The 18,297-nt window shown below is 38.2% G+C and carries 18 protein-coding genes; 11 read left to right on the forward strand and 7 right to left on the reverse strand.

Annotated elements, in window-relative coordinates:
• The first annotated feature begins 11 nt into the window (after nucleotides 1-11).
• From efp to JL102_RS09765, 4 genes are all read left to right on the forward strand, one after another.
• Nucleotides 12-578 (forward strand): elongation factor P, encoded by a 567-nt coding sequence (gene efp, locus JL102_RS09750; RefSeq protein ID WP_202244213.1) that lies wholly within the window; start codon nucleotides 12-14, stop codon nucleotides 576-578.
• A gap of 26 nt (nucleotides 579-604) precedes the next feature.
• The gene (gene accB, locus JL102_RS09755; RefSeq protein ID WP_202244214.1) at nucleotides 605-1,087 is read left to right on the forward strand and encodes an acetyl-CoA carboxylase biotin carboxyl carrier protein; all 483 of its coding nucleotides are present in this window, start codon (nucleotides 605-607) and stop codon (nucleotides 1,085-1,087) included.
• Between the two features lie 68 nt (nucleotides 1,088-1,155).
• Nucleotides 1,156-2,499: an acetyl-CoA carboxylase biotin carboxylase subunit gene (gene accC / locus JL102_RS09760; protein ID WP_202244215.1), complete on the forward strand. Its 1,344-nt coding sequence runs from the start codon at nucleotides 1,156-1,158 to the stop codon at nucleotides 2,497-2,499.
• Between the two features lie 102 nt (nucleotides 2,500-2,601).
• Nucleotides 2,602-3,282, forward strand: a complete 681-nt coding sequence (locus tag JL102_RS09765) for a hypothetical protein (protein WP_202244216.1) — start codon at nucleotides 2,602-2,604, stop codon at nucleotides 3,280-3,282.
• A 1-nt stretch (nucleotide 3,283) separates the two neighbouring features.
• Here JL102_RS09765 and JL102_RS09770 read toward each other — a convergent pair whose 3' ends face one another.
• Complete coding sequence (locus JL102_RS09770) at nucleotides 3,284-3,850, reverse strand: DUF3109 family protein (RefSeq protein ID WP_202244217.1); 567 nt, start codon at nucleotides 3,848-3,850, stop codon at nucleotides 3,284-3,286.
• A 222-nt stretch (nucleotides 3,851-4,072) separates the two neighbouring features.
• Here JL102_RS09770 and JL102_RS09775 point away from each other — a divergent pair, with 222 nt between their 5' ends.
• The 5 genes from JL102_RS09775 to JL102_RS09795 all read left to right on the forward strand — a co-directional run bounded on the left by JL102_RS09775 (nucleotide 4,073) and on the right by JL102_RS09795 (nucleotide 11,090).
• Nucleotides 4,073-6,337: an ATP-dependent helicase gene (locus JL102_RS09775; RefSeq protein ID WP_202244218.1), complete on the forward strand. Its 2,265-nt coding sequence runs from the start codon at nucleotides 4,073-4,075 to the stop codon at nucleotides 6,335-6,337.
• A 21-nt stretch (nucleotides 6,338-6,358) separates the two neighbouring features.
• On the forward strand, nucleotides 6,359-6,997 hold the full coding sequence (locus JL102_RS09780) for a DUF4290 domain-containing protein (protein WP_202244219.1): 639 nt from the start codon (nucleotides 6,359-6,361) through the stop codon (nucleotides 6,995-6,997).
• Entirely contained in the window at nucleotides 6,998-8,311 is a 1,314-nt protein-coding gene (murA, locus tag JL102_RS09785) for a UDP-N-acetylglucosamine 1-carboxyvinyltransferase (protein WP_202244220.1), read from the forward strand.
• A 39-nt stretch (nucleotides 8,312-8,350) separates the two neighbouring features.
• Nucleotides 8,351-9,169, forward strand: coding sequence for a mechanosensitive ion channel family protein (locus JL102_RS09790; protein ID WP_202244221.1), 819 nt, complete (start codon nucleotides 8,351-8,353; stop codon nucleotides 9,167-9,169).
• A gap of 91 nt (nucleotides 9,170-9,260) precedes the next feature.
• Nucleotides 9,261-11,090 carry a family 43 glycosylhydrolase gene (locus JL102_RS09795; RefSeq protein ID WP_237390545.1) on the forward strand — a complete coding sequence of 610 codons (1,830 nt, stop codon included), beginning with the start codon at nucleotides 9,261-9,263 and terminating at the stop codon, nucleotides 11,088-11,090.
• Nucleotides 11,091-11,158: 68 nt separating this feature from the next.
• Here JL102_RS09795 and JL102_RS09800 read toward each other — a convergent pair whose 3' ends face one another.
• The 3 genes from JL102_RS09800 to JL102_RS09810 are packed head-to-tail and all read right to left on the reverse strand — an operon-like array spanning nucleotide 11,159 to nucleotide 12,817.
• Nucleotides 11,159-12,070: a ribose-phosphate diphosphokinase gene (locus JL102_RS09800; RefSeq protein WP_202244222.1), complete on the reverse strand. Its 912-nt coding sequence runs from the start codon at nucleotides 12,068-12,070 to the stop codon at nucleotides 11,159-11,161.
• A 41-nt stretch (nucleotides 12,071-12,111) separates the two neighbouring features.
• A complete protein-coding gene (locus JL102_RS09805; protein WP_202244223.1) occupies nucleotides 12,112-12,549 on the reverse strand; it encodes a hypothetical protein in 438 nt (145 codons plus the stop codon).
• Nucleotides 12,550-12,604: 55 nt separating this feature from the next.
• Nucleotides 12,605-12,817 carry a hypothetical protein gene (locus JL102_RS09810; protein WP_202244224.1) on the reverse strand — a complete coding sequence of 71 codons (213 nt, stop codon included), beginning with the start codon at nucleotides 12,815-12,817 and terminating at the stop codon, nucleotides 12,605-12,607.
• A 98-nt stretch (nucleotides 12,818-12,915) separates the two neighbouring features.
• Here JL102_RS09810 and JL102_RS09815 point away from each other — a divergent pair, with 98 nt between their 5' ends.
• Nucleotides 12,916-13,251: a hypothetical protein gene (locus tag JL102_RS09815; protein WP_202244225.1), complete on the forward strand. Its 336-nt coding sequence runs from the start codon at nucleotides 12,916-12,918 to the stop codon at nucleotides 13,249-13,251.
• Here JL102_RS09815 and JL102_RS09820 read toward each other — a convergent pair.
• Together JL102_RS09820 and JL102_RS09825 are read right to left on the reverse strand one after the other, a co-directional pair.
• The gene (locus tag JL102_RS09820; RefSeq protein WP_202244226.1) at nucleotides 13,224-14,327 is read right to left on the reverse strand and encodes a fatty acid desaturase family protein; all 1,104 of its coding nucleotides are present in this window, start codon (nucleotides 14,325-14,327) and stop codon (nucleotides 13,224-13,226) included. The two genes, JL102_RS09815 and JL102_RS09820, sit on opposite strands and share 28 nt — an antisense overlap.
• A 237-nt stretch (nucleotides 14,328-14,564) precedes the next feature.
• On the reverse strand, nucleotides 14,565-15,221 hold the full coding sequence (locus tag JL102_RS09825; protein ID WP_202244227.1) for a pyridoxamine 5'-phosphate oxidase family protein: 657 nt from the start codon (nucleotides 15,219-15,221) through the stop codon (nucleotides 14,565-14,567).
• 88 nt (nucleotides 15,222-15,309) lie between these two features.
• Between JL102_RS09825 and pdxR the strand changes: the two genes are divergently transcribed.
• Nucleotides 15,310-16,773, forward strand: a complete 1,464-nt coding sequence (pdxR, locus tag JL102_RS09830) for a MocR-like pyridoxine biosynthesis transcription factor PdxR (protein ID WP_202244228.1) — start codon at nucleotides 15,310-15,312, stop codon at nucleotides 16,771-16,773.
• Here the strand turns inward: pdxR and dnaA are convergent.
• Entirely contained in the window at nucleotides 16,754-18,178 is a 1,425-nt protein-coding gene (dnaA, locus tag JL102_RS09835; protein ID WP_202244229.1) for a chromosomal replication initiator protein DnaA, read from the reverse strand. The genes pdxR and dnaA overlap by 20 nt on opposite strands.
• Nucleotides 18,179-18,297 lie beyond the last annotated feature (119 nt).

The following is an 18,297-nucleotide window of genomic DNA, read 5'->3' on the forward strand; positions in this document are numbered from 1 at the left end:
ATATTTAATTTATGGCAACGACGGCCGACTTTAAAAATGGTTTATGCTTAGAGTATAACAACGACCTTTACACTATCGTTGAATTTCAACATGTAAAACCAGGTAAAGGTCCTGCTTTTGTAAGAACCAAATTAAAAAGTCTTACTACTGGTAAAGTAGTAGAAAACACCTTTTCTGCAGGTCATAAAATAACTACAGCGAGGATCGAAAGAAGACCTCACCAGTTTATATACAAAGATGATTTAGGCTATCACTTTATGGATAGCACCACCTTTGAACAAGTAGTGGTTGAAGAACATTTGATAGACAATCCTGGTTTATTAAAAGATGGCCAGGAAATAGATGTTTTATTCCACGCTGAAGAAGAGAAAATTATTGGGACTGAGTTACCCGCTTTTGTAGAGTTAACCATCACTTATACAGAACCTGGTATCAAAGGAGATACAGCTACTAATGCATCTAAACCAGCTACCTTGGAGACAGGTGCTGAGATTCAGGTTCCTTTGTTTATAAATGAAGGTGACAAAATAAAAATTGATACTCGTACTAATTCGTACTCTGAGCGAGTAAAAGAATAAGGTTTTAAATTAAAATTGTTTCTTAAATGAAAACTAAAGAGATAAGAGACCTAATAGATTTCATCTCGAAATCAGGACTCAATGAAGTAAACATTGAAACAGAAGAGCTGAAGCTTTCTGTAAAACGCGATGCCGAAGTACAGACTAAGTTTGTAGAAAGTGCACCTGTGGTAAGCCAGACTCCAGCAGTTTCTGCGCCTACACAGGCTCCCACTACTCCTGCAACAGAAGCTTCTGAATCATCTAAACCACAGGAACCTTCTAATAACTACTTAGAAGTGAAGTCACCCATGATAGGTACCTTCTATAGATCAGCTAACCCTGATTCTCCTCCCTTTGTAGCCGTTGGTGATAAAATTGAGCAAGGGCAGCCTGTATGTATTATAGAAGCCATGAAGCTTTTCAACGAAATAGAATCTGAAGTTTCAGGTACTATCGTAAAAGTAATGGTGGAAAATGCTTCCCCTGTAGAGTTTGATCAGGTATTGTTCCTGGTAGATCCTTCTTAAATAGAATTTAATCCCGAATTATTTCGGGATTCGTTTTAATAAGATATTTAGCACTAAAATCAACTAACGTGTTTAAAAAAATATTAATTGCTAATAGAGGAGAAATAGCTTTAAGGATTATCAGAACTTGCCGCGAAATGAATATCAAAACCGTGGCTGTTTATTCCTTAGCTGATAAGGATAGTCTTCATGTTAGGTTTGCTGATGAGGCAGTGTGCATAGGAAAAGCTCCCAGCAGTGAATCTTACCTGAATATACCTAACCTCATAGCAGCGGCAGAGATTACTAATGCCGATGCAATACACCCTGGTTACGGATTTCTTTCTGAAAATGCAGAATTTAGCGCCGTATGTCAGGAATACAATATTAAATTTATTGGAGCTTCCCCCGAAATGATCAACCAGATGGGAGATAAAGCTACGGCTAAAGATACTATGAAGAAAGCCGGAGTACCTACCATTCCTGGATCTGAAGGCCTCCTTAAAAATATGGAGGAAGGGCTCAAGATAGCTGAAAAAATCAAGTATCCTGTAATATTAAAAGCTACTGCCGGTGGTGGCGGTAGAGGGATGCGTATAGTAAACAACCCTAGCGAATTTAAAAAAGCCTGGGATGATGCTAGGCAAGAAGCTGGAGCTGCTTTTGGAAATGACGGACTATACTTAGAGAAATTCGTAGAAGAGCCTCGCCATATAGAAATTCAAGTAGTAGGTGATAAAAACGGAAGAGTATGTCACTTATCTGAAAGAGATTGCTCTATACAAAGAAGACACCAGAAACTGGTAGAAGAAACACCATCTCCCGTTGTAAGTCAAAAACTTAGAGAAAAAATGGGTAAAGCAGCCATTAAAGGTGCTGAAGCCATTAAATACGAAGGAGCTGGTACAGTAGAGTTTCTTGTAGATAAGAATGGTGATTTTTATTTCATGGAAATGAATACACGTATTCAGGTGGAGCATCCTATCACCGAGGAAGTTACTGACTTTGATCTTATCAAAGAACAAATAAAAGTGGCTGCCGGAGTTGAAATTTCAGGTAAAAATTACTTCCCTAATCTTTATTCTATGGAGTGTAGGATTAATGCTGAAGACCCTAGAAATGGCTTCAGACCTTCTCCAGGAAAAATCACTAACCTCCATATGCCTGGAGGCCATGGTGTGAGAGTAGATAGCCATGTATACGCAGGCTATACTATCCCTCCTAACTATGATTCTATGATTGCTAAGCTTATTGTAAGCGGACAATCAAGAGAAGAAGTGATAACCAGAATGAAGAGAGCTTTAAGCGAATTTGTAATAGAAGGAGTTAAAACTACTATACCTTTTCATTTGAAGTTAATGGATGATGAATCTTTCCAAAGTGGTCAATTCACCACGAAATTCTTGGAAACATTCGATTTCTCTGATATATAAAAGTTTATTTTACTATATTCTTAAGCCCTGGTAAGCAATTATCAGGGCTTTTATTTTTTTAGCTTATTTTTCGCAATAACTTTATTTTATATTTAGTAAGATATGCGCTTAATCATAATACTTTTCATTACCCTCATTTTAACCGTTAGTGCATCATGGGCACAAGAGCTTAAAACACCATGGATACACACTGGCCTATCTATGAGCGCTTACAGTGGTGAGCTAAGCAGGTATGATCAGTATGGGGCTATGTTTCATATAGGCCTACTGCTGAATAAAAACAATAAATTTAATGGCAACTTTAACTTAGGAATAGGAAGTGTGCGAGGCGAAAACCGCCAATTCAGACAGTTTGACAATCTGGATGCTATTCCAAATAGATATTTTAAAACTAATTACCTTTTCCTAAACTATGATCTCCATTATAACATCATCAAAAAAGAAAAGCTAATCGTTTATATAAGTCAGGGTATAGGCTTGTTTCGTTTCACACCTAAAGACGAGGCAGGCAATGAGCTTTTAGACCAAACCAATACCAGGAACAGTGATGAAACCTATAATCAGCTTACTTTGAGGCTCCCTACGTCAGTAGGTGCCATATATTTTCTTCCTAATGATTGGGGAGTGGGGCTACAGACAGGGCTGTTAAATACCATGACCAATTATATAGACAACATTTCGGAATTAGGTGAAGGTGGAAATGATAATATCCTGGAGTTTCGACTGGCTTTTTATGTACCATTTAATAGTTCACAAAAAGCCAGAGACTCGCAGGATCTTTAATCTAACCTTCTTCTTCTATGGTCTTTACTAGTTTGTTATACCATGCTTCTCCGTACTTTCTAATCAAAGCATCCTTTACAAATTTATAAATAGGCACTTGCAGCTCAGAGCCCAAGGTACAGGCATCATCACATATATCCCACCTATCATAATTCAAAGCATCAAACTCATCATATTTTGTTATTCTAACAGGGTATAAATGACAGCTGATAGGCTTTTTAAAATCGATTTTACCATCTTGCTGCGCCTGCTCTATACCACATTTAAGAATACCCTTTTCATCATATATGGCATAGGCGCATTCCTTCCCCTCTATGGTAGGAGTAGAAAAGTCATCATCATCATCTAAGATATATCTCCCTTGCTCAGAAATAGCCTTTTTACCCTCTTCAGAAAGGTAAGGCTCTACATCTTTATAGATTTCATCCAAAATTTTAAGTTCACTTTCCTCTAGCGGAGCTCCTAAATCTCCCTCCACACAGCAAGCACCTTTGCACTTGTCTATATTACAAACAAAGAATTTTTCCTTTACGTCATCAGATAAAATGACATTATCCAGCTCTATCATATTGCAAATTTATACCGATCAAAATTCCTAAACAGGGATTAAAGACAAAAAGATCACTTCAAGTAGTTTAATTACATATTTCACTTTAAATATTAATATTCCTTTGATATTAACCTCTCCATATATTAATTTCTCATTAATCGGCGTTCATTCTAAAATTCTCATTATATTCAGTTAATTTTGAATGTTAGAAATCTAAACAGGAAGGATTAAAGTTCGAGAATGGATTATTTAAAAAGCCTCAACGAGCCCCAATATGAAGGCGTGGTAAATACAGACGGTCCTACCATGATTATCGCGGGTGCGGGTTCGGGAAAAACAAGAGTACTTACTTATCGTATTGCTTACCTGATGGAAAAAAAAGGAGTAGATCCTTTTAACATATTATCACTAACATTTACCAATAAGGCCGCAAAAGAAATGCGTGACCGTATAGAGAAGGTAGTAGGCACCGATGCCCGAAACCTATGGATGGGTACTTTCCACTCTGTATTTGCCCGTATACTCAGGTCTGAGGCCGACAGGTTAGGCTACCCAAGCAACTTCACCATCTACGATGCTGATGACGCTAAGCAGCTCATAAAATCGATAGTAAAAGAAATGAACCTGGATGACAAGGTATACAAGCCCAACGTGGTACTTAATCGTATCTCTGGCGCTAAAAACCGACTTATATCCTGGAGAGAATACATCAAAAATCCTATATACCGAGCTGATGATGAAAGCAACATGAAGCCAGAGTTAGGCAGAATATATAAGACCTACTCCGAGCGTTGTTTCAAAGCTGGTGCTATGGATTTTGACGACCTGTTATTTAACACTAATGTGCTTTTCAAAGAGCATTTAGATGTGCTAAATAAATACCAGCAACGCTTTCATTACGTAATGGTAGATGAGTTTCAGGATACTAACATATCTCAGTACCTGATTACTAAAAAGCTCTCTGCCGTTCGTCAAAACATATGCGTAGTGGGAGATGATGCTCAAAGTATCTATGCCTTCCGTGGAGCCGATATTCAAAACATTCTTAATTTTGAGAAGGATTACCCTGACCTGAGAGTAATAAAACTGGAGCAAAACTATCGTTCTACTAAAAACATAGTAAACGCTGCCAACTCTATTATTAGTAGAAACCGTGCACAGCTCAAAAAAGATGTATGGACAGCCAATGACTCAGGTACACTGATAGAGCTTTTAAGAGCCACTTCTGATAATGAAGAAGGCAAGTTGGTAGCCTCCTCCATTTTTGAGGAGAAGATGCAAAATCATTTAAAAAACAGTGATTTCGCCATTCTTTACAGAACCAACAGTCAGTCGAGGGCTATGGAAGAAGCCTTACGCAGAATGAACATCAAGTACAAAATAGTGGGTGGTCTTTCTTTCTACCAAAGAAAAGAGATTAAAGATCTGATGGCGTATTTGAGGTATTCTATCAATCATAATGATGAACAATCTTTAAGACGTATCATCAACTACCCCAAGCGAGGCATTGGAGACTCCAGCCTTGATAAGATCATTGTAGCCGCTAATGAGAATAACATAGGCCTTTGGGATGTTCTCACTAACATCAGCTCTTACATGCCTGGCAGAGTAGCTAATGCCGTAATGGACTTTGTTACTTTAATTAAACGGTTTAAAATCGATATTGAAAAAAAAGATGCTTTTGAAGCAGCCAACCTAATAGCCAAAGGTTCTGGTATACTCAAAACTCTGTATGAAGATAAAACGGTAGAAGGCCTAAGCAGATACGAAAACGTACAGGAACTACTCAACGCTGTAAAAGAATTTGTTGATGACCCTGATAAAGAAGACAAATCACTAGGATCCTTCCTGCAAGAAATAGCGCTCATCACCGGAGTTGATAATGACAAAGATGATGACGATGACAAAGTCACCATGATGACCATACACATGGCTAAAGGACTGGAGTTTAAAAATGTGTACATAGTGGGTATGGAGGAAGATCTCTTCCCTTCACAGATGATGCTGAGCAGCCGGGCCGACCTAGAAGAAGAAAGACGGCTATTCTATGTAGCCATAACTAGAGCCGAACATAAGCTATACTTATCTTACGCACTATCTCGCTACCGTTTTGGAAGATTAAAAAATTGCGAACCAAGCCGTTTTATTGATGAAATAGACCCATCGTTTATAAAAGTCAGTAAGAGGCACTCAAAAGTAGAATCAAGACCGTCATCGGAGGGCAACGGCGACTTTGCTAAAAGCTTTGTAAGTGGTATTAAAAGAACCACCTCTTCGCAGCCTCTGACCAGAAAATCTAACTACAAGGCTCCTGTAGATTTCAAACCTAGTGACACCTCTACCCTAAAAACTGGCATGAAGGTAGAGCACCCTAAGTTTGGCTTTGGAAAAGTAGTAGAAATGGACGAAAGCGGCGCCAATCGCAAGGCTACAGTCAACTTTGACGACTTTGGAGAAAAAACATTATTACTTAGTTTTGCTAAATTACGAATTCACTCTAATTAGATATTAATCCCCTTATTATTAATGGAATATAACACAAGCCAACCTGCTTTGATACTCAGAGAATACGGCAGGAATGTACAAAAGCTCGTAAAGTATATTAAAACAATAGAAGACAAAGAAGAGCGCTCTCAAAAGGCAGCTACTTTGATAGAGCTGATGAGACAGGTTACCCCTTCTGTAAAGGAAACTATAGAAACCAACCAAAAGCTATGGGACGACCTTTACATCATGGCTAATTTTGACTTGGATATAGACAGTCCCTTCCCTCCTCCTGAAACGTCAGTGATTAATAAAAAGCCTAAACGCATGGATTATGTATACCACCATGTGAAATATAAGCACTATGGCAAAAATATAGAGCTTTTAATTAACCAGGCGATTGATAAAGAGGATCCTCAGGAAAAAGAAGATGCCATCATTTATATAGGCAAGCTGATGAAGAGCTTCTACAGCAGCTGGAACAATGAGGTAATCGATGATGCCATTATTCTTGAGAATATGAAGAGCATTTCTAAGGGTAAGCTAGACATCGATTTAGAGAAGGTGAAGGAAGACAATCTGTTTGAAAGGCTTTATAAGAACAAACGCAAGACCAACAACCAAAGGTCTTCAAAAAACGATAACCGCAAATCAAACAACAGAAGGAGAAGAAAAAATTAAATGAGTTCTTTCAAAATTCAGGGAGGCAACACTCTCAAAGGAGAAATAATACCACAAGGAGCTAAGAATGAAGCTCTTCAAATAATAGCAGCTACTCTACTTACAGAGGAGCCCGTTACTTTGCACAAAATCCCTAACATACGGGACGTAAACAAGCTGATAGAGCTAGTAGGAGATTTAGGGGCCAGTGTAGAAAAACTGGATTCAGAATCATACCGTATTACAGCGAAAAATCTGAATGTAGACTTTCTAGAATCAGAACAATACAAAAACAAAGCTGCATCATTAAGAGGATCTATTATGATATTAGGACCTCTATTGGCTCGTTATGGTAAAGCCAAAATACCGAAACCAGGCGGAGACAAAATAGGTAGAAGAAGATTAGATACTCACTTCCTTGGATTCATAAAATTAGGAGCCAAGTTTAACTATTCCTCTAAAGACAGTTTTTACACCATTGACGCTTCTAACCTACATGGTGCTTACATGCTTTTGGATGAAGCCTCTGTAACCGGAACGGCTAACATACTCATGGCTGCTGTATTGGCTAAAGGCAAAACCACTATCTATAATGCTGCTTGTGAGCCATACATACAGCAACTATGCAAAATGCTTAATCGCATGGGTGCCAAAATTGAGGGCATAGGCTCTAACCTACTGACCATTGAGGGGGTGGATCAACTAGGAGGCACCGAGCATACTTTACTCCCTGATATGATTGAAATAGGTAGTTTCATAGGCTTGGCTGCTATGACTCAATCTGAAATAACCATTAAAAACGCAGGAGTACAGGAATTAGGACTTATACCTGAAGTCTTCAAGAAATTAGGGGTAAATATGATCATTCAAGATGATGATATTATGATACCTGCCCAAAAACGCTATGAGATTGACACTTTTATAGATGGTTCCATCATGACGGTTGCTGATGCTCCATGGCCCGGCTTTACACCTGACCTTCTGAGTATTGTACTAGTTACAGCCATTCAGGCTAAGGGGACGGTATTAGTCCATCAGAAAATGTTTGAGAGCCGCTTATTTTTCGTGGATAAGCTCATAGACATGGGGGCTCAAATTATCCTATGTGATCCGCATAGAGCCACGGTAATAGGGCTAGACAGGAAGCAACCGCTTCGCGGCATTAAGATGTCTTCACCTGATATTAGAGCGGGTGTATCTTTACTTATTGCGGCACTATCAGCAGAAGGAGAAAGTATTATATCAAATGTAGAACAGATCGACAGAGGGTATCAAAACATTGATGAGAGATTGAATTTATTAGGAGCTGATATTCAAAGAATTGAACAACACTAATTGAAATGTGTTTCAATTAAATAAATAAACCTCAAAACAATGGAATACCTAGAGCAGGCCAAAACCTTTCTTGCAACTAGAGGAGTAGAACTAGGCCTAATGATTATCAAAGCTGCTGTAATTCTAATTATAGGCTTACAGGTGGTGAAGTTTCTTTCCAGAACTTTTTCTAAGTTTATGGATAGTCGAAATTTTGACGCATCTCTTAAGCCTTTTCTCAAAAGCCTTTTCCATAACATACTCTTGATATTACTAATATTGAGCGTGCTGGCTACTTTAGGCATTGAGATGACCTCTTTCGTCGCAATCATTGGAGCAGCAGGTTTGGCTATTGGTTTGGCACTGCAAGGATCTTTACAAAACTTCGCTGGAGGTGTAATCATTCTTACCCTAAAACCATTTAAAGTAGGCGATTATATAGACGGTGGTAGCGTATCTGGAACGGTCAAAGAGATACAAATCTTCCATACCATACTAGCTACACCTGATAATGTTAGAATAACCGTTCCTAACGGCCAGCTGTCTAACAATTCTATTAAAAACTACTCCGCTAATGATACCCGAAGAGTAGATTTAGTATTTGGTATAGGCTATGATGATGATATTAAAAAAGCAAAGGAGATACTTCTTAACATGGTAAAATCAGATGAGCGGGTATTAGCAGATCCGGCCCCTTCTGTAACTGTAGCCAGCTTAGGAGATAGCTCCGTAAACTTTAATGTAAGGCCTTGGGTCAATCGTGCAGATTATTGGGATGTTTATTGGGACTTCCAAGAAAACGTGAAACTAGAATTTGATAAAAACGGCATATCTATTCCTTTCCCTCAGCGCGATATACATATCTACAACGAAAAGTGATTTAGATCATATGATTAAAAATGAGCCATCTGTAACCAGATGGCTTTTTTTTGTCCTTTATTTGTAGGCGTAACCAAAAAGAAGATGAGTAATGAAAGTAAGGCGTAGCATTATGAGCATGTTGTTCATTTTATTAATAATGACCAGCTGTACTACCAAAAAAGACGACACACCTGTACCTGAAAAACAAACAAAAAAGACTGAATTTGACACCTATTGTAACCCTGTGGACATAGACTATAGCTATATGTCTCACTATGCCTATAGAGGCGTTTCCTATCGCTCAGGAGCTGACCCTGCAGTAATTAACTACAAAGGAAAGTTCTATATGTTCGTGACGCGGTCTCATGGCTATTGGGTTTCTGATGACATGAGCCATTGGAAGTTTATAAAGCCACAAAGCTGGTACTTTAATGGCAGCAACGCACCTGCAGCTGCTGTTCTCAATGACGAAATCATTGTATTAGGTGATCCTTCAGGTCATGGAGCTGTTATTAAAACTAACAATCCAGAATTAGGTGATTGGCAAACTACATATAGCGTAATTCCAATATCTATTCAAGACCCCGACTTATTTGTAGATGATAATGGCAAAGTATATCTATATGAAGAATCATCCAACCTTTACCCTCTAAGGGCGGTAGAGCTAGACCCAAATAACCATTTTGTACCAAAAGAAGAGCAAAAAGACCTTTTCAAACTTCATCCAGACCAGCATGGCTGGGAACGTTTCGGTCAAGATCACAAGTCAGACATAGACCCATATCTGGAAGGCCCATGGATGAGTAAGCATAATGGAAAATATTACTTGGAATACAGTGCCCCAGGCACACAGTGGAATGTATATGCTGATGGAGTTTATACCAGTGACAGTCCCCTTGGACCTTTCGAATACGCTCCCTACAACCCTATTTCATACAAACCAGGAGGCTTCCTTACCGGGGCAGGACACGGCAGCACAGTAAAAGACAATCAAGGACACTACTGGCATTTTGCCAGCATGCCCATTTCTGTAAACTATAAGTTTGAAAGAAGAATAGGTATGTTCCCTGCTGGATTTGAAGATGATCAGATGTACGTAAACACAGCCTATGGTGATTACCCTCATTACCTACCTCATGTAGAGCTAGAAGACAACAAAAACCGCTTTACAGGGTGGATGCTGCTCACCTATAAAAAGCCTGCTACCAGCAACTCTACCATAAGCGGAGTAGAGCGCAAAGTAGTAGATGAAAGTGATACTGGTTTTATGCTGGAACAGGAAGAGCCTAATTACTCAGCTGCTATGGTAACAGATGAAAACATCCGTACCTACTGGGTAGCAGAAAACAGTAGCGATTCTCTTTACCTTCAGGTTGACTTAGAAAAAGAGATGACAGTAAATGCTGTTCAGCTTAATTTTCAAGATTTCAACTCTAATATCTTTGGCAGACCAGACACCTTGAAATATCAGTTTACCATTGATTACTCTACTGATGGCAAAAACTGGAGCACCATGTTTGACTACAGCAAAAACGAAAGAGATCAGCCTCATGCTTACATTGAGCTTGAAGAGCCGGTAGAAGCACGCTATGTACGCTATAATAATTTGCATATACCACATAAATACTTGGCCATATCTGACTTCAGAGTATTTGGAAAAGGCCATGAAGCCGTCCCTGCCACACCAGCTAATTTCAAAGCCAATAGGCAGGAAGACCGCAGAAATGCTAACCTAACCTGGGAGCCTTCAGACTCCGCCATAGGCTATGTAGTTTACTGGGGAATAAGAAAAGACAGGCTAAATAACTCTGTGATGATTTACGAAAAAAATGCCTATGAACTAAGGGCATTAAATACAAATCAAAAATATTATTATCAGGTAGAAGCCTTCAGCGAAAATGGAACATCAGAAAAAAGTCCCATTTTAGAAACTGAATAATAACACAAGCAAAAGGCCTTTAAGAGTGATTCTTAAAGGCCTTTTGCTTTTCATCTTGATCATTGTCTCTAATGCATAGCTATCTCATTAATTAAATTAGAAACGCTTCTTACCTCAAGAAAATCATCCTCTATTTTCATTACATTCGGATGAGTATCAGAGGTTATCACTTTTTCTATCAGTCCACAATTTTTCAATCTTTCAAAGCCATTATTAATAAACAAACCGTGGGTGGTTATCACATATATTTTTTCAGCTCCGGCCTCGTGATACACTTTGGCGGCATTAACTATACTGCCTCCTGAGCGAATCATATCATCATAAATTATCACCGTTTTACCACGGACATCCGCATTAACAGCACTAATCTCTGTTTGATCTTCCTCAAGTCTTCTTTTCAAGACAAAAGCAGCATTTACCCCCAGGTCGTTCGCTAAAGATTCCACCCATTTAGCACGACCGGCATCAGTACTCGCCATTACAAAATTATCACCCCCGTACTCACGGGCTGCATCATGCACTATAGATTTACAATATATATGCACTGCTCTAATATTACTTTCAAAGTAATGAGGGATACCTTCAGTGTGTAAATCAAAAAGAAAAATACGATTCCCTTTATAACTATTGGGTATATTACTTAGCAACCTGGCCCGTGTTTTAGCAGCTACCACCTCTCCATTTTTAACTCTTCTCTCCATAGTGGAGTAGCCAAAGTAAGGAACCACCAATCGTAATGAGTTTGCTCCCAGACTAACAATGGTAGAAGCAAGATCATAGATCTCTAATGTAGCTTCATCATTTATAGTACCTCCTAATAATATTATATTACGATCTTCTACTTCAGTAAGAATTCTCTGATAACGTTCTCCATCAGAAAACTTCCTCACTTCCACCTCTCCTGCCTCAAGCTTGTTAGATGATAAAACCTGCTGAGCTAAATATTCATAGTCAGTAGTGTGGAATAGTATTTTTTTCATGTAAATGGTGTTGCAAGCCTATTAAAATGCTTAGTGATTATTTAATTGGTAATAGTATTAAAATCCTCAGAGGTCATTAAAGTCATTACTTCTTTCCAATCTTCAAGTGGATCGAAGCCTGCTTTATCTTCAAACAAAACATTGAAATAAGGCTTATTTTCATAATAGCCATAACTCTCACTCCTTACCTCCGGATTTTCGTTTATATAGTCGAAGAAAATGTCATTCTCTTCAAAAAAACGGAGGTAATTTTCCAATTCATGAGGATGAGAACAGGTGTATAAAATGCTAACCACATCCTTCCGTTTGGTAATAATCTGCAATGTCTCCTTAGCCAGAGGATAAAATTCGGTTGGAATTTCTTCAGCTGACCAATTGGGTTTGATAATAGTATCATGTATATCGAATGCCCAGTATGTTCTATCCCACCCTTTTCTCTCAGCATGCACAAATGCATTTTTTATTGCTTTGGTAATCATTGTTATTATATTTTTATCAACCCCGTGATCAATACTACTTAAATATAATATTTGTTTAATATAAAAACTGACCTGGTGATTTATAAACAGCCAAAATCTCTAAAGTAGTAACTACAAAAATACCGCTTTCAATTTGATTGACCAATAATAAAATCTGCATTAGCAGGTACAATTCTCCATCCACATACATCACCATACAGTAAAAAAGTAAAGAAACTCCCACAAAAGTTACATAGTGATATCTTACTTTATATTTATAAAAGTTCACTAGTTACTACATTTAGAGTTATAAAATACTGGGGAGAATAAAGAAGAAAAATGGCGTAAACAAGAGAATAAAACTAGGAATACCTAAACCACCACCTAATGCCTATAATAAAGAATATCGACAGCCTGACTGCCGATGAAATCCATCATGAACTCCAAAAAGGAGCCAAATTTGTTAAATTTCAGTATTGTATCTCTGTAATAGTACTCACATTCAAAAATAGCAGTGACATCTATTTTATAAAAGCAGGAGAATCTACAGCCAAGCACAGCCTCAGCTTCATTCTCCTGTCTCTATTGTTGGGTTGGTGGGGTTTTCCTATGGGGCCTCTCCACACTATCAAATCATTATATACTAATATGAAAGGTGGTACAGACATCACTCAGGAACTACTATCTGCTCACGCCTATACTGATACGGGAACAGGAGCATAAGCCTCCTCTTTCCCAAATTTCTTCAGCATTCTATAATGTGAGTTTAATGCTCCTATAAAGGTTTTATTTTCATGAAATGGAACGTTATGCCTTTTAGCAACCTTTTCCACTATTTTAGAAATTTCAGGATAATGAACATGGCATATGTTTGGGAATAAATGATGTTCTACCTGAAAATTTAAACCTCCACAAAAGAACTTGGCTAACCAGCTGTCTCGTGAAAAATCAGCTGTAGTCATCATTTGATGAATAGCCCAGCTTTCATCTACTTGACCTTCTTCTCCAGGTTCAGGAAAGTCAGTTCCTTCTACTACATGTGCTAATTGGAATACTAACCCCAGCACAAGACCCTCTGCCCAGTGCATCATAAAAAAGCCTATGATAAACTGCCACCAGGTGATGTCCATAACTAATAAAGGCACTACAATGAAAAGACAGTAATAGAGTATCTTATAAAAGAATAAGTTAAAATATTCTTTACGCGGATGATTAGTATTATCAGTACTTCCTATTTCCTTTTTGAAGAATTTCACATAATCCTTACGAAAAACCCAAGATAAAGAAGCTAATCCATATAAAAAGAAAGCATATAAATGCTGATACTTCATTAGAGGCTTCATCTCTTCTAGCGGAGATAAACGTACTAAACCGGGGGCTACGTCAAGATCTTCGTCATGACCAGGTATATTAGTATAAGTATGGTGAACCTGATTATGTGTTATCTTCCACACATAGGCATTCGCCCCTATTAAATTAAAACTCATACTTAAGGCTTGATTAACACTTCTTTTCGAAGAATAAGCTCCATGAATAGCATCATGACTAACATTAAAACCAATGAAAGCCTGAATCATACCCAGCAGTATTGCAAGAGATAGATTTACCCATGCGCCATATCCTCCAAATACTATCATCAGATAAACCAAAACAAGTGAGCCTAGAAAAAAGATGGATTTAAATATCATTTCCCCGTTTGCATGCTTTCCTATATTGTTCTCTTTGAAATAAGCATTAACCTCTTTTCTTACTTCGGCATAAAAAGCAGGACTCTTCCTACCATTAAATTTGATTTTCATTCTAGTTTATTTAAAAAATTTTGTTGGCACTCCCAACACGAGAATTATAAGATGGGCAATGGACTCTTAAATTTTTAGCAAGATTGCTAAGTACAATTTACTTTTTTAAAATCAGAGTACTTCAAGTTACCCTTCTTTCAAGTCACAACGCTTAAAATTATAATTAATTTAGCTCAATCCATAAACTTTTTTCTGTTTTTCATGTTTCTAGATCGCAGCATTCAATTGCACGCCCCATTATACAAAATGATTCTTTAAATAATTCCTTACTGAGTCCGAAACTTTCATTTCCTGATTAAAATCATCTGATATTGGCGATAATGCGTTTATTGCCAATGGCACCACACCCGCCCAGATATTTAATTCATAATCTTCCTTATCATCAATAGGGCCACCCTGTCTGATCTTTACAGATGCTTCTTCTATATCAACAGCAAGTATAGTGGTAGCCTTAAGCTCTCTTGCATTTGGCTTCCTCACTTCATCCCACCTCCCCTGCAATACCTGCTCTGAAATAACATATAGAGCTTCCTCCTTCTGCTCCTCCTCTACCAGTAGAGCCTTACCAAACACTACCACCGAACGGTAATTGGCAGAATGATGAAAGGCCGATCTGGCTAGCACAATACCATCCAAATGAGTTACTCCCAAGCTCATATCCACTCCTTCTTGCAAAGTCTTAATCATTCTACTAGTAGTGGCCCCATGGAGGAATAAGGTATTCCCTTTTCGACCATAGATTGTAGGAATAATAAAAGGCTGCCCCTCCACCACAAAACTAACATGACACAAAAAGCTATCATCTAAAACCCTGTAAACTGATTCTTTATCATAAGAAGCCCTTTTGGCTACCCTTTTCACTTTGTTTCGATTTGTAACATTATACTCTTCCATGTTCTAATATTTTTTTGATTATTCATCAAAATAAACGATAAACTGGATTATCTTAAGGAGCCAATTATTAATCAATAGATGGTCCAGTATGTTTCCATGGAAATCAACATTAACAATCAACACCACAAGTGCCACCCCGATTTATTTGCAGATAGCAAATAATATCATCCGGCTTATTTCTTCAGGTCAGCTTACTAAAGGACATAAAATCCCTGGCAGCAGAACCTTATCGGAGTTATTGGAAGTCAATAGAAAAACTGTAATTCAAGCTTATGATGAACTTACTGCGCAAGGTTGGCTTTACAGTCATCCTGCCAGAGGAACTTTTGTAAATGACAGCCTACCTATCATCACTCCTATTCCACTGCAAAACAAATCAACGCATGATGATATCAATCCGAAGCCAGATCACAGTACGTTCAACTTCATTCCAGCTTACTCACCCCAACCTTTAAATACTATTGAAATTAATGATGGCTCTCCAGATCACAGGCTTGCCCCTATTGATTGGATTTATAAAGAATGCAAATCTTTAAGCAAAACCAGACATGGTAAACTCTTACATAAGTACAATGATGTAAAGGGCGATGAAACTCTAAGAAAAGAGCTAGTAAAATATCTGGCAGAAACCCGGGGAATGAACATCACCTCTGATCACATACTGATTACCAGAGGTAGCCAAATGGGAATATTTCTGATCGCTTCCATTTCTCTGCAAGCATCAGACTATGCAGTAGTAGGAGACTCCAGCTACGATGCTGCTGACTGGACCATTCAATACACCGGGGCTACCCTTCAAAGAATAACAGTAGACCAAGAAGGCCTTAACACCGATGAACTTGAGCGCTTCTGCAAAAACCACCCCGTAAGACTGGTATATATCACCCCTCATCATCACTTTCCTACCACTGTTACATTATCTAACCATAGGAGGATCAAGCTCTTAGAGCTATCGCTAAAGTATAATTTCACCATAATTGAGGATGATTACGATTATGACTTTCACTACAGTAGTAGCCCCATGCTACCCCTCGCTAGTTTAAACCACCAAGCACATGTGGCATACATCGGATCGTTTAGTAAAATCTTCGCACCCTCCATAAGAGTAGGCTATATAACGGCTCACCCTAAACTTATCAATGAACTCACTAAACTTAGAAGAATTGTAGATAGACAAGGAGATCCTTTATTAGAAAGAGTAATAGCAGAAAGCATCACTTCTGGTGAACTAACCAGGCATTTAAAAAAGACAATAAGAGAGTATAAAAGCCGGAGAGATCATTTTTGCAAACTCCTCAAAAGCCAATTAGGGGATTACACAAATTTTAAAATCCCTGAAGGTGGCATGGCCGTATGGACTAATTTCAATGAAAAAGTAAAGCTTAGACAAGCCCTAGCAAAGGCCAATGATCACGGTATAGCTGTAAATATAGACAAGCAGCACATCAGAAAATTTAATGCGATGCGCTTAGGCTTTGCCTCTCTCAACCATGAAGAAGCTCAAATTGCTATCGGGAAGCTATCTGAAATAATTAAACAGAGCGCATTTTGAGCTTTTTACGAAGCTCTTCTACTTGAGATTTAAAAGCAGCGTTAGTATCCATCATATCATTGACAGACTGCACTGCATGTATTACGGTACTGTGATCTCTTCCTCCGAAATGATACCCTATCGATTTTAGCGAATGATTAGTGTATTCTTTAGAAAAATACATAGCTACTTGCCTCGCAATAACGATTTCCTTTTTCCTGATTTTATCCTTTAAGGATTCAACATCTACCTTAAAATACTCGCTCACAGTTTTCTGGATATAATCTATACCCACTTCAGTCTCAATATCATGAACGATATTCTTCAAAGTTTGCTTAGCCAACTCTAGATCAATATCAGCCCGATTTAAAGAAGCATGGGCTATCAATGAGATCAAGACACCTTCCAGCTCACGAATGTTAGTATCCACACTATAAGCTAGGTATTCCACTACATTATCAGGAATATAAATACCATCAGACTGCATTTTACGCTGGATGATGGCCACTCTGGTTTCATAGTCCGGCTGCTGCAAGTCCGCAGTCAATCCCCATTTAAATCTGGAAAGAAGCCTTTCCTGAAGACCTTTAAGATCTCTTGGAGGACAATCACTAGTCATCACAATTTGCTTACCAGCCTGATGCAAATGGTTAAATATATGGAAGAAAATCTCCTGTGTTCTTTCCTTTCCTGCTAAAAACTGAACATCATCAATAATCAGTATATCCACCTGCATATAGTAGTTCTGAAACTCCTGAATTTTATTATTCTTAAGAGCATCGATAAACTGATTAGTAAATTTCTCAGAGGAAACATAGAGCACAAAGCTGTTCACCCTGTTATTCTTTATCTCATTACCTATAGCTTGCACCAAGTGAGTTTTCCCCAAACCTACTCCACCATACAGCATTAAAGGATTAAAAGAGGTAACACCCGGCTTCTGAGCCACAGCAAATCCCGCTGAACGAGCCAGTCTGTTACAGTCTCCTTCTATGTAAGAATCAAAGGTATTATTAGGGTTTAATTGAGATTGCTGGAATAAAGAATCTACCGATTTTAACTGAAAAGGAGACACATAATCCTCTTTCTGAGAATGCCCGTTGAAGTTATTATTTTTAGAAGTATTTCTGTTTGGCAGATTTACTGAAAGAGGTGAACTTTTACTGTTTCCTCTATCTACTATCACAGAATATTCTAGTCTTGCCACCGGCCCCATCACTGAGGTTATTGCCTTTTTCAACACATGCACGTAATGCTCTTCCAGCCACTCATAAAAGAACTGACTAGGCACCTGTATTGTGAGCACATCATCTGAGCACTTCAGTGGAGATATAGGCTTGAACCAAGTGTTAAAACTCTGCTCCGCCACATTATCCTTAATCACCCGCAGGCAATCCTCCCATACTGTTTCACAATCTGTGTGCATGTATTATTTATCTAATAAGTAGAATGGTTCAAAATTTCTCTTGTTAGAGAAAAGGGTAACAAAATTGAGAAAAAAATCACGAACTTAAAAGAGACCTTGCAGTCTATTTGGAAAGAATT

Source organism: Fulvivirga sediminis (assembly GCF_016757215.1).
GTDB lineage: Bacteria > Bacteroidota > Bacteroidia > Cytophagales > Cyclobacteriaceae > Fulvivirga > Fulvivirga sediminis.